Annotated in this window: 11 protein-coding genes and 1 pseudogene; 4 read left to right on the plus strand and 8 right to left on the minus strand. The window is 72.5% G+C overall.

Features of this window, described 5'->3' with window-relative positions; all coding sequences use genetic code 11:
* Together EYQ95_RS20270 and EYQ95_RS20275 are read right to left on the minus strand one after the other, a co-directional pair.
* Positions 1-269, minus strand: a pseudogene (locus tag EYQ95_RS20270) (hypothetical protein); the annotation flags it as partial.
* A 139-nt stretch (positions 270-408) separates the two neighbouring features.
* Positions 409-1377, minus strand: coding sequence for a YafY family protein (locus EYQ95_RS20275; RefSeq protein WP_132329887.1), 969 nt, complete (start codon positions 1375-1377; stop codon positions 409-411).
* Between the two features lie 120 nt (positions 1378-1497).
* On the opposite strand from EYQ95_RS20275, the gene EYQ95_RS20280 reads away from it, so the two are divergent.
* From EYQ95_RS20280 to EYQ95_RS20295, 4 genes are all read left to right on the plus strand, one after another.
* Positions 1498-4650, plus strand: coding sequence for a molybdopterin oxidoreductase family protein (locus tag EYQ95_RS20280; protein WP_207916559.1), 3153 nt, complete (start codon positions 1498-1500; stop codon positions 4648-4650).
* Complete coding sequence (locus EYQ95_RS20285; RefSeq protein ID WP_132329891.1) at positions 4647-4859, plus strand: hypothetical protein; 213 nt, start codon at positions 4647-4649, stop codon at positions 4857-4859. The genes EYQ95_RS20280 and EYQ95_RS20285 overlap by 4 nt, the downstream gene beginning before the upstream one ends.
* Positions 4856-5764, plus strand: coding sequence for a 4Fe-4S dicluster domain-containing protein (locus EYQ95_RS20290; RefSeq protein ID WP_132329893.1), 909 nt, complete (start codon positions 4856-4858; stop codon positions 5762-5764). Before EYQ95_RS20285 ends, EYQ95_RS20290 begins: the two co-directional genes overlap by 4 nt.
* A gap of 140 nt (positions 5765-5904) precedes the next feature.
* A complete protein-coding gene (locus EYQ95_RS20295) occupies positions 5905-6849 on the plus strand; it encodes a DmsC/YnfH family molybdoenzyme membrane anchor subunit (RefSeq protein WP_132329895.1) in 945 nt (314 codons plus the stop codon).
* Positions 6850-6898: 49 nt separating this feature from the next.
* Here EYQ95_RS20295 and hemC read toward each other — a convergent pair whose 3' ends face one another.
* The 6 genes from hemC to EYQ95_RS20325 all read right to left on the minus strand — a co-directional run bounded on the left by hemC (position 6899) and on the right by EYQ95_RS20325 (position 12318).
* The gene (gene hemC / locus EYQ95_RS20300; protein ID WP_132329897.1) at positions 6899-7873 is read right to left on the minus strand and encodes a hydroxymethylbilane synthase; all 975 of its coding nucleotides are present in this window, start codon (positions 7871-7873) and stop codon (positions 6899-6901) included.
* 130 nt (positions 7874-8003) lie between these two features.
* The gene (locus tag EYQ95_RS20305) at positions 8004-8723 is read right to left on the minus strand and encodes a LytTR family DNA-binding domain-containing protein (protein ID WP_132329965.1); all 720 of its coding nucleotides are present in this window, start codon (positions 8721-8723) and stop codon (positions 8004-8006) included.
* 72 nt (positions 8724-8795) lie between these two features.
* Complete coding sequence (locus EYQ95_RS20310) at positions 8796-9476, minus strand: alpha/beta hydrolase (protein WP_243700012.1); 681 nt, start codon at positions 9474-9476, stop codon at positions 8796-8798.
* Positions 9477-9534: 58 nt separating this feature from the next.
* The gene (locus EYQ95_RS20315; RefSeq protein ID WP_243700008.1) at positions 9535-9876 is read right to left on the minus strand and encodes a four-helix bundle copper-binding protein; all 342 of its coding nucleotides are present in this window, start codon (positions 9874-9876) and stop codon (positions 9535-9537) included.
* Between the two features lie 49 nt (positions 9877-9925).
* Positions 9926-10723 (minus strand): dioxygenase, encoded by a 798-nt coding sequence (locus tag EYQ95_RS20320; protein WP_132329901.1) that lies wholly within the window; start codon positions 10721-10723, stop codon positions 9926-9928.
* Between the two features lie 179 nt (positions 10724-10902).
* Positions 10903-12318 carry a pitrilysin family protein gene (locus tag EYQ95_RS20325; protein ID WP_132329903.1) on the minus strand — a complete coding sequence of 472 codons (1416 nt, stop codon included), beginning with the start codon at positions 12316-12318 and terminating at the stop codon, positions 10903-10905.
* Between the last annotated feature and the right edge of the window lie 5 nt (positions 12319-12323).

Below are 12323 nucleotides of genomic sequence, written 5' to 3' on the forward strand. Positions count from 1 at the left end.
AGCAGCGCCAGCGCCTCGGCCTGCGACGGCGCCACGCGGCGTGCAGCCGCCGCGCGAGCGGGTGCGGCCGCTGCGGCCTGCGCCCCCTGCGGCAGCGGAAAGCCCCGCAAGGCCCACCAGGCGACCGCAGGCATGCCCACCAGCCACAGGGGCAGCCAGCCGATGGCCACGCTGGCGCGGGCGCCGGGCACCAGCATTACCAGCAGCAGCCCGGCCACGAGCGCGGCGCAGAGGATCTCGTCGAGCAGGGAGCGGGCTTCGTGGTTCATGGCGGCGGGCCTGGAGGGGTGGGAGGCCACCTTCGCCAGCCGCGGTCGCAGAGGTTGCGACCGGGCGCAATGCCGCGCGTGGACGCGCCCGGCGCCGGCATGACGCCTCCCGCCGGGACCGCACGGGCCGCCGCCCCGCCTACTTGTCGTAGCTGCCCAGGGCCAGCTGCAGGTGCGCGATGGCCTGGCTGCGCAGCGCGGCCGGCTCGACGATCTCGGCGTCCGCCCCGTAGTGCATGACGTCCATGAGCAGCTCGCGCTCGTTGCTGTAGGGCACCTTGAGCTCGTAGCGCCCGTCGGGCAGGAAGCGCCCCTGCTGCTGCGAATGCCAGTGCTCGTCGGCCACCCAGCGCGCGGCCTTGGGTGAGAACAGGATGGTCGCCCAGCCGCGCGGCGCGCCGCTGAAGATCCCGTAGCTGGACGAGAGCTGGCGGTCGAGCTCCTCGTCGGGGACATCGCGCGCGGCCTGGTCCTGCACGCGGGCGTTGACGATGCGGTCCACCGAGAAGCTGCGCAGCGCCTCGCGCTCGTGGTCCCAGGCGTCGAGGTACCAGTTCTCGCGGTAATGGGTGAGGCGCTGCGGGGACACCGTGCGGCGCGTCTTCTCGTCGGTGGAGCGGGCGCGGTAGTCGAAGACCAGCGCCTTGCGGTCGAGCACCGCCGTGGCGACGTTGCGGAAGCTGGCCTCGTCGAGCCGGCGGCGCCGGTGGGGAATGACGCGGATGCGCTCGACCGGCACGCGCCGGCCGCCCACGTGCTCGCCCAGCAGCTTCTCGATGCGCTGCTGCAGCGGGGCCAGGGCATTGGATAGCACGCCGCCGCCGGAGCGGATCAGCAACTGCTGCGCGGCCATCAGCGAATACAGTTCCTCCGACGACAGCCACAGGCCCGGTAGCTCGAAGCGGTTGCCGTCGCGGTGGTCGTAGCGGAAGCCGGCTTCGCCGTTGCCGACCACCGGGGCCATCAGGTAGTCGCGCAGGTAGGCGAGGTCGCGGTAGACCGTCGCCCGCGAGCACTGCAGCTCCTCCTGCAGGCGCTGGACCGTGACCGGATAGCGCGAGGCGGTGAGGATGCGGTGCAGCGCGTGGATGCGTTCGATGCGTTCCATTCGGGCTCGGGAAGTCGGAGGGCCGGTCCTGCGCAAGCATGGCACCGCCCTCGCGCCAGCCGCTAGGGCCGGGCGGGAACGGGCCTGCCGGCAGTGTCGCCGCGGCCGCTGGGGGGATCCGTGAACGATGGCGGGGCTGCGCGGCGCGGGCCGGCCGGTGGGCTCGGGCACAATGGCGCGATGCGCGCGCCCCACGAACCGGTCATCGACACCTCCCCGACCCCGGGCGACGAGGCGCGCACCACGACCTGCTACATGTGCGCCTGCCGCTGCGGAATCAAGGTCTGGCTGCAGGACGGCCGGATCCGCTACATCCAGGGCAATCCCGAGCACCCGGTCAACCGCGGCGTGCTCTGCGCCAAGGGGTCGGCCGGGATCATGCAGCACTACTCACCGGCACGGCTGTCCAAGCCGCTGCTGCGCACGGGCGAACGCGGCAAGGGCGAGTTCCGCGAGATCGAGTGGGACGAGGCGCTGGACATCGCCACCTCCTGGCTCGCCCCCATCCGCGAGCGCAATCCGGACGAGCTGGCCTTCTTCACCGGCCGCGACCAGAGCCAGGCGCTCACCGGCTGGTGGGCGCAGCAGTTCGGCACGGTGAACTACGCGGCGCATGGCGGTTTCTGCTCGGTCAATATGGCCGCCGGCGGGCTCTACACGCTGGGCGGCAGCTTCTGGGAATTCGGCGAGCCGGACTGGGAGCACACGCGCTACCTGATGCTGTGGGGCGTGGCCGAGGACCACGACTCCAATCCGATCAAGCTGGGCCTGGGCCAGCTCAAGGCGCGCGGGGCGAAGATCGTCTCGGTGAACCCGGTGCGCACCGGCTACGGGGCGATCGCCGACGAGTGGATCGGCATCCGCCCCGGCACCGACGGGCTGTTCGCCTTCGCGCTGATCCACGAGCTGCTGCGCACCGACCGCATCGACCTGGACTACCTGGTGCGCTACACCAATGCGCACTGGCTGGTGATCCATGATCCGGGGGCGGCGGACGACGGCCTGTTCGCGCGCGACGAGGCCGGCAACCCGCTCTGCGCCGTGCACCCATCGCCCACCGGGAGAGGAGCCGCCGGCGGGGCGACGGAGCACGCCGCGGCCTCGTCGACCGCCGAGCCCCCGCCGCGCCCGCAGGCGCGCTTGAGCCGCGCGGACGCCATCGGCATCCATCCCGCCATCGTCGGCGAATACACCCTCCCCGACGGCCGCATCGCCCGACCGGCCTTCCACCTGGTCGCCGAGCGCTATCTCGATCCGCAGTATTCGCCCGACGCGGTGAGCGAACGCTGCGGCATCCCCGCCGACACCATCCGCCGCATCGCGCGCGAGCTGGCCGAGAACGCCTTCGACCATGCCCTGCGCCTGCCGGTGAAATGGACGGACGCCTGGGGGCGCGAGCATGCCGAGATGGTGGGCCGCCCCGTCGCGATGCACGCCATGCGCGGGATTTCCGCGCATTCCAACGGCTTCCACACCTGCCGTGCGCTGCACGTACTGCAGCTGCTTCTGGGCGCGGTCGACACGCCGGGCTCCTTCCGCTACCAGCCGCCCTTCCCCAAGCCGATCCCGCCGCCCAACCGCCCGGGACGCGCGCGCCAGGCCAATGGCGCGCTCGACGCGCCACCACTGGGCTTCGTGCACGGCCCCGAGGACCTGGTGGTCGATGCCGAAGGCCGGCCGCGCCGCATCGACCACGCCTTCTCCTGGAGCTACCCGCTCGCCGCGCACGGGATGATGCACACGGTCATCCGCAATGCCTGGAAGGGCGATCCCTACCGGATCGACACGCTGATGATGTTCATGGCGAACATGAGCTGGAATTCGGCCATGAACACCGCCGAGACCATCGGCTGGCTCACCGACAAGGACGCGGAGGGCCGCTACCGCATCCCGCACGTCATCTATGCCGACGCGTTCACCTCGGAGATGGTGGCCTACGCCGACCTCGTCTTTCCCGACACCACCTACCTCGAGCGATTCGACGCCATCAGCCTGCTCGACCGCCCGATCTCCGACGCCGACGGCGCCGCCGACGCGATCCGCCACCCGTTGTTCGACCCCGCCACCCAGCCCGATGCCGAGGGCCGCCCGCGCGACGTGCGCGGCTTCCAGAGCGTGCTGCTGGAGCTGGGCGCGCGGCTGGGCCTGCCGGGCATGGCGAACGAGGACGGCTCCCCCGCCTACCGCGATTACGCCGACTACATCGTCCGCCACGAACGCGCGCCGGGCGTCGGCCTGCTGGCCGGCTGGCGCGGCGCGGACGGCACACTGGAAGCCAAGGGCGCCCCCAATCCCGAGCAGCTGCAGCGCTACATCGAGAACGGCAATTTCTGGCGCAGCGAGATCCCGGCGCACGCGCGCTACTGCAAGATGGCCAACCGCGGCTATCTCGACTGGGCGCAGAAGATGGGCTTTCTCGCCAGCCCGCAGCCCATCGTGCTGCAGCTGTATTCGGAAACGCTGCAGAAGTTCCGCCTCGCCGCGCAGGGCCATGGCGCGCAGGTGCCGCCGCCGGAGCACCGCGAGCGCGTGGCGACCTACTTCGATCCGCTGCCGATCTGGTACGAGCCCTTCGAGCATTCGCAGGTGCGGTCCATGCACGGGGCAGGCCATGCTCCGTCCCGTCATCCCCGCGAAAGCGCGGATCCACGGACTTCGCGGCCCATCGGCAGCGAAGCACCGCCCATGGATGCCCGCATCCGCGCGCATGAGGAGCCGGATCCAACCCGGATGGGCGCGCGCGACGACGACTTCCCGCTGTCGGCCATCACCCAGCGGCCGATGTTCATGTACCACGCCTGGCATGCGCAGAACGCCTGGCTGAGGCAGATCGCCACGCGCAACTGGCTGTACCTGCATCCGGACACCGCCGCGCGTCACGGCATCGCCGACGAGGACTGGGTGGTGGTGGAATCCCACCACGGCGCGATCACCGTGCAAGCCAAGCTCGCGGCCAACGTGCAGCCCGACACGGTCTGGACCTGGAACGCGATCGGCAAGCGCCGTGGCGCGTGGGCCCTGCGCAAGGACGCCCCCGAAGGCACGAAGGGCTTCCTGATGAACCACCTGATCTCCGACCTCACGCCGCGCGGCGACTACGCCAATGCCGATCCCGTCACCGGGCAGGCGGCGTGGTTCGACCTGCGCGTGCGCATCCGCCGCGCCGACGCGCGCGATGCCGTGCAACCCGCCTTCGCGCCGCTGCCGCCCGGCGAGCGTGTCGAAGGCCCCCTGCGCTACGGCGCGGACTTCAAGACGGAACGCCAGGCATGAGCCCTCGCCTTCTCGCCGGCTATGCGCTGATCGCCGCCGGCTTCCTGCTGATCCTGCTGCTGGGCTACGGCCTGATCGAGCCCTTCGGCTCCATCGCGGAGGCCGACGACATGCCCAGCCTGCTCGCCGCCGCCGCGCCGAGTCTGCTGCTGCCCTTCGCGATCTTCCTCGTCGGCCTGTGGCTGGTGAAGGGCGCGCGCCGCAAATGACCGCGCTGCCGCCGCCCACCCCGAAGAAGCTCGGGCTGGTGATCGACCTCGACACCTGCGTGGGCTGCCATGCCTGCGCGGTGGCCTGCAAGGAGTGGAACGCCGGCGGCTTCGCCGCGCCGCTGCCCGACGAGCAGCCCTACGGCAAGGCGCCGACGGGCGTGTGGTTCAACCGCGTGCACAGCTACGAGATCGCGGCGGTGCTCGTGGACGACGCGGGCGCCGACGCGAACGCCGTGGCGATGTCATCGGCCGACGTGTTGCGCGCATCCGCCGCCACGACACCACCTGGAGGCGAAGCAGGCAATGAAGTCGCCCAACCCGGGCGCCCCGCACCGGGCGGCTGCGGCACGTCGGGCGAGGCGGTCGTCACGCATCCGGCCATGACGCTGCACTTCCCGCGCTCGTGCCTGCACTGCGAGCAGCCGGCCTGCGTCACCGTCTGCCCCACGGGCGCGAGCTACAAGCGCGCCGAGGACGGCATCGTGCTGGTCGACGAGTCCAAGTGCATCGGCTGCAAGCTCTGCTCCTGGGCCTGCCCCTACGGCGCGCGCGAATACAGCCCGGTCGAGGGCGTCATGAAGAAGTGCACGCTGTGCATCGACCGCATCTACAACGAGAACCTCGCCGAGGCCGAGCGCCAGCCGGCCTGCGTGCAGGCCTGCCCGACGCGCGCACGGCACTTCGGCGACCTGGCCGATCCCGGGTCGAAGGTCTCGCAGCTCGTCGCCGCGCGCGGCGGCGTGGACCTGATGCCCGAGCTCGGCTACAGGCCGACCAACAAATACCTGCCGCCGCGTCCGCGCCGCGCGGGCGACGCCTCCGCCGCAAGCGTCGAGGAGCCGCTCGACGCGCAGGCCCTGCCGCCGGTGCTGCGCTGGCTCGACCGCGTGCTGGGGCGATGAGCATGGGACGCGGCGTGCTTGACCGGTCCGCGCACCGGGCGCGCCTGGCGCGCGCCGGATGCAGGCGCGGCCGCATGCGCATGCCGCGCGGGGCCCTGTCGCTTCCTTGTGTCACCTGCACCAGCCGACGCTAGCCGCCGATGCATCCCGCCCTGTCCGTCATCTTCTTCACCGTCGCCTCCGGCATGGGTTACGGCCTGATGTTCTGGGCCGCGATCGGCGCCCTCGCCGGCGCATCGCCCCGCCCACTGCTTGCCGGCGTGGCGCTGGGCATCGTCTGCGCCACGGCCGGCCTGCTCAGCTCGCTCGGCCACCTCGGCAAGCCGGCGCGGGCCTGGCGCGCGTTCTCGCAGTGGCGCACGTCCTGGCTCTCACGCGAGGGCGTGGCGGCGGTGGCGACCTACGTGCCGGCCCTGGCGCTGGGCGCGGCCCTGCTGCCGGGCATGGTGTCGGGCGATGCAGCGGGCACGCCGGCGGTGCTCGGGCCGGGCGGGCGGGTGGCCGCGGTCGCGCTCGCGCTGCTCGCGCTGGCGACCGTGGGCTGCACGGCGATGATCTATGCCTCGCTGCCGCCGATCCCGGCGTGGCGGCATCGCCTGGTGGTCCCCGGCTACCTGCTGTTCGCGCTGTTCACGGGCGGGCTGGCCACGGCCTTCCTGCACGCGGCGCTCGCCGCCACGCCGCACGTCGGCGCCCTGCCGCTGCTGGCGGGCGCACTGGCGCTGGCACTGCTCAAGCACCGCTACTGGCGCGACCTGCGCGAGCCCCTGCCGGTGCAGCGCGGCGACGCGGTGGGGCTGCCGGGCCGCACGGTCGGCGTGTTCGAGCGTCCGCATACGGAAGGCAATTTCGTCACGCGCGAAATGGTCTTCGTGCTCGCGCGGCGCCATGCCGACCGGCTGCGTCGCATCGCGCTCGTGCTGTTCGCGCTGGTGCCCGCGCTGTGCGCGCTGTCGCTCGCGCTGCCGCACGTGGAGGCCACGTGGCCTCTGGCCGTCGCCTCGCTGTCGGCGCTGGCGGGCGCGTTCGTCGAGCGCTGGCTGTTCTTCGCCCAGGCGCGGCACCTGGTCTCGCTGTACTACTGAGAAGCGCGCCGGTGGCGCCCTGCGCGCGCGCGCGGGGCGGTGCGCGGCTTCAGGAGCGGAACGGCCCCGTGTCCGGCTCCGACGAGCCGGCGATGATCTCCCCGGCGCCTTGGGCGAGCAGCTCGCGCGCGACCTGCTCGCCAAGCTGCTCCGGCATCTCGCGGCCGCACGTCGCCTCGGCGCGCACCGCGCGCCCGTCGTGCGCGGAGCCGACCAGCCCCTGCAGGTGCAGGCGCGCGCCGTCGAGCATGGCGAAGGCCGCCACCGGCACATGGCAACTGCCGTGCAGGGCACGGTTCATCGCGCGCTCGGCCGTCACGCGCAGGCGGGTGTCGGCATCGTCCAGCGGAGCGAACAGCGCGATCGTCGCCGCATCCCTGTCGCGGCATTCCACCGCGATCGCACCCTGCGCCGGCGCCGGCAGCCAGGCCGGCGCGTCCAGACGTGCGCGGATGCGACCGTCCAGGCCCAGGCGCTGCAGGCCGGCACAGGCCAGCACGATCGCGTCGTAGTCGCCGGCATCCAGCCGGGCCAGGCGCGTGTTCACGTTGCCGCGCAGGTCGCGCAGCACGAGGTCCGGGCGGCGCGCACGCAGCTGTGCCTGCCGGCGCAGCGATGACGTACCGACGACGGCGCCCTCGGGCAGCGCATCCAGGCTGTCGTAGCGATTGCTGACGAACGCGTCGGCATGGTCGGCCCGCGCCAGGATCGCCGGCATCGCAAAGCCGGGCTCGAGCTCCATGGGCACGTCCTTGAGCGAATGCACCGCGCAGTCGGCTTCCCCGCGCAGCATCGCGAGCTCCAGCTCCTTCAGGAACAGCCCCTTGCCGCCGATGGCCGCGAGCGAACGATCGAGCACCTCGTCGCCGCGCGTGCTCATGGGCACCAGCTCGACCACCAGCCCCGGATGCGCGCGGCGCAGGCGGTCGGCCACGTGTTCGCTCTGCCAGAGCGCAAGCGGGCTCTTGCGGGTGGCGATGCGGAGGAGGCCGGGAGCCGGGACTCGGGATTCGGGATTCGACACTGCGCGCGTTCGTGAAGGCCTGCGGCAATTCTAGCGGCCCGCGCACGCCGGGCTTTTCATCCGCGGCGGACGCCACCGCCACCATCAAGTCCGAATCCCAGGCTCCGAATCCCGAATCCCGAATCCCAAATCACAGATGCGCCAGCCGCTCCTTGAGCGACGAAACGCAGCGTCGGCTGACCTCCAGCGGCTGCCGGCCATGGCGCAGGACCGCCTGGACGTGGCCGTCGGGGCTGCGCTTGAGCTCGATGAGCTCGTGGCGCGCCACCAGGCAGTTGCGGTGGATGCGCACGAAGCGGTCGCCGAATTCCTCCTCCAGCGACTTCAAAGATTCCTCGATGAGGTCCTCGCCGCGGGCATGGTGGACGACGACGTACTTCTCCTCGGCCTGCAGGTAGTGGATGTCGTCGATGGGGATCAGCCGCAGCGAGCCGCGCAGGCGCGCGCACAGGTGCGTGCGCCTGGAGCGGCCGGCACCGTTCGTGCGCACGGCGGCCAGCCGGCGCACGCGCTCGAGCGCGGCGGCCAGGCGCTCGGGGCGCACGGGCTTGACCAGGTAGTCGATGGCCTCGGCCTCGAAGGCCGACAGTGCATGCGCATCGAACGCCGTGCAGAAGATGACGGCCGGCCGCGGCTCGGTGGCCGCCAGATGGCGCGCGGTTTCCAGCCCGTCCATGCCGGGCATCGAGATGTCCAGCAGCACCACGTCCGGATGGTGTTCGGCACAGGCACGCAGCGCCTGCTCGCCGTCAGCGGCGACGGCGACGACGCGCGTTCCCCCCTGTTCTTCGACGAGCACCCGCAGCCGGTCGCGGGCCAGCGGCTCGTCGTCGGCGATCACGACCTTCAGCGTATCCACGTTCCCCTCCGCCGATACCCCCCGGGGCCGATATTAGCCGCAGCCGGGGCCGGCGTAAGGGGATCAGCCTGAATGGGGCGCCAGGCGCGCCTGGAACCAGCGGCGCAGGTCGTCGATCTCCTCCAGGCAGACCTGGTGGGCCATCGGGTACTCGCGCCAGTCCACCTCCATGCCCAGGGCGCGCAGGCGCTGCGCGGCGTCCTGGCCCGCGGAGAAGGGAACGACGGGATCCTGGCGGCCATGCGCGAGGAACACGGGCTGGCGGCGCGCGGGCTCCGGGGTTTCGCCCAACCGCGCCAGTGCCTCCGTCCCCAGCGGGAGGTAGGTCGACAGCGCGACCAGGCCGGCCAGCGGCTCGGCGCGGCGCAGCCCGGCCGCCAGGGTCACCGCACCGCCCTGCGAGAAGCCGGCCAGCACGATGCGCGAGGCCGGCGTGCCACGCTCGACCTCGCGCGCGATCAGCGCCTCCACGCGCGCCACCGATTCGTCCACGCCCCTGGAATCGGCGCGCCCGGCCAGGTCGAAGCTGACGATGTCGTACCAGGAGCGCATGCGCATGCCGCCATTGATGGTCACCGGCTGCACGGGGGCATGCGGGAAAACGAAGCGGATCGCCGGCCAGTCGCGGCGCACCAGTTCGGGCACGAGCGGCGCGAAGTCGTGGCCGTCCGCGCCCAGGCCGTGCAGCCAGATCACGCTCCAGCGCGGGTTCGCGCCGGTTTCCTTCTCGATGCAGTCCAGCAGGCTCACGCGCAGGCTCTTTCCGGGGATGGAGCCGCGATCATACGGACCTGCGCGATGTTCAGGCGGCCATGCGCGCGCAGCTTTCCGCGCAGCGGCGGCAGGCTTCGGCGCATTCGCGCATGCGCGCATCCTCGGCCATGTCCGCGCAGGCGTCCGCGCACAGGCGGCAGACCTCGGCGCAGGCACGGCAGGTGTGCACGTGCGCCGCGTCGCCGCGCAGCATCGCGTCGGCGCTGGTGCGGCAGATGTCGGCACAGGTCTGCATCAGCGACAGATGCGCGGGGTCGGCATGGGCGCCGCCCTGTTCCAGGCAGTAGCGGATCGTCTCCACGCACACGGCGTGACAGCGCGTGCAGGCGTCGATGCAGTCGCGCATGGCGGCATGGTCGTGATGCGGCATGGCCGGTCTCCTCGCGGTGGACGGGCCATGCAGTCTGCACCGCGCAGGGTCAACGCGGCGTGTCGGCGGCCGTGGCGTCCCAGAGGTACGAATCCATCGAGAGCACGCCATGCGTCATGCCGCCTTCCAGATGCGTGGGCACGTCGTCGGGGCGCGCCGCACCGGCGGCGACCAGCAGTGGCAGGTAATGCTCGTCGGTGGGATGCGCGCGCCGGGCATGCGGCGCGCGCGCGAGGTAGTCCACCAGCGCCGCGTCGTCGCGCGAGAGCACGGCCTCGCGTGCCCAGTCGGCGAAGGCCTGCGCGTAGCCGGCATCGGCGGGCGTGCGGCGGAACTCGAAGAGGTTGTGGGTGAGGCTGCCGGAGCCGACGAGCGCGATGCCCGCCCCACGCAGCGGCGCGAGCGCGCGGCCCAGCGCATGCGCGCCGGCGGGGTCGAGCGCGTGCGGCATCGACAGCTGCAGAACGGGCGTGGACGCCTCCGGCAACAGATGGCGCATCGGCACCCAGGCGCCGTGGTCGCGGCCCTGCCGCGGGTTCGGGCGGGCCTCCAGACCGGCGGCGCGCAGGTGCACGGCCACCTCGTCGGCGATGTCCGGTGCACCGGGGGCGTCGTAGGACAGCCGGTAGAGCGCGTCGGGAAAGCCGCCGAAGTCGTGGATCGTCGCCGGCGCGGGCGCCGCGGTGATCTCGAAGCCCGCGCTGCGCCAGTGCGGCGAGACCACCAGCACCGCGCGGGCAGCGGAAAAGCGCGGGCCGACGGCCGCCAGCAGCGGGCCGAGGCGGCCGGGCTCGACGGCGAACATGGGCGAGCCATGGGAGACGAACAGCACGGGGGCACGGGACATGGAAACCTCCTTTCCCCCGAGATCGGGCCGGGTGCGGCGCGCGCGATGGCGACCTGCGCTACGGTCCGGTCCATGCGCGGGACGGCGGTCGTGCCGGCGTTCAGCCGGGCGCCGCCGCGCCGAAAACGCGAAGGGCGACGGATCGCCCGTCGCCCTTCGTGCACGCGTGCCGCCTGCGGTCAGCGGTCGCGCTGCTCGAACGTGCCGAACGCCTTCAGCTGCTCGGCCACCGCCTTCGGGTCGCCGACGACGACGATGGACATCGCCTTCGGGTCGAAGTACTTCGCGCCCATCGCCTGCACCTGCGCGGCCTGCACCGCGCGGATCTTCGGCACGTACTGGCCGAGGAACTCCGCCGGCAGGCCCGCCAGCCAGTTCGAGGCCAGCGTGGCCGCCACCGCGCCCTGCATCTGGTTGTTGATGAGGTAGCCGCCGGCGACGTAGCGCTTGGTGTCGTCGAGCTCCTTCGCCGGCACCGGTTCGCTGCCCATGCGCGCGAACTCGGCGACGAACTCCTTCAGCGCCGCGCCCGTCACCTCGTTGCGCACGTCGGCCGATGCCGTCACGCGCCCGCCCGCGCGCATGGCGCTGAGCCCGCCGCGCGCGCCGTAGGTGTAGCCCTTGTCCTCGCGCAGGTTCTGCATCAGGCGCGAGCTGAAGGAGCCGCCGAGCACGGTGCCGGCCAGCTGCAGCGGGATGTAGTCCGCATCGGTCGCCGGCACGGCCGGGCGGCCCAGGCGGATCGCCGACTGCACGCTGCCCGGGCGGTCGATCAGCACGAACTTCGGCGCGGCGCTGCGGGGCGCAGGCGCGGTCTCGCCCAGCGATGCGCCGCTGGCGCGCCAGTCGCCGAAGGCGGCTTCAACGGCGCGGAAGGCCTCGGCCGGCGCGATGCGCCCGGTCACCACCAGCAGCGAACGGTCCGGACGGAAGCGCGCCGCATGCGCGGCCTTGAGCGCGGCCGGCGTGAGGGCGGCGATGCCCCCTTCCGACAGCGTGGTACGCGCATAGGGATGCTCGCCGAAGATCGCCTGCGACAGCGCACGCTCGGCCTTGAAGCCCGGCTGCGCCTCCTGCGCCTTCAGGCCCTGCGCGGCATTGGCCTGCGCCAGCCGCACCTCGTTCTCCGGGAAGCTGGGCATGCGCGCGATCTCGGCCAGCAGCGCGAGCATGTCCGAGGCGCGCGAGGCCAGCGCGTTGCCGTAGACGCTGATGCCGTCGGCACTCGCCCCGGCGCCCACCGAGCCGCCGAGGCCCTGCGCGGTCTCGGCGATCTCGCGCGAGCTGCGCTTCTGCGTGCCTTCGCTGAGCAGCCCGGCGAGCAGGCCGGCGAAGCCCGAGGCATCCGGAGCGTCGGCGGTCAGGCCGGCACCGCGCACGGCCAGCACCGCGTCCACGCGCGGCAGGCCGTCGCGCGGCACCACCCAGACCTCCAGCCCGTTGGCGAGCGTCTTCTTCTCGATCTTCGGCACCGGCAGCGGGCGGTCCGGCGCGAACGGCGGCAGGTCTTTCGGCAGCTCGGCCTTGGGACCTGCGATCGCGGAGCCGGCCAGCAGCGTGGCGACGGCGAATGCGAGAACGCTGATCTTCTTCATCGTCG

The sequence above is a fragment of the Lysobacter sp. N42 genome, assembly GCF_004344885.1.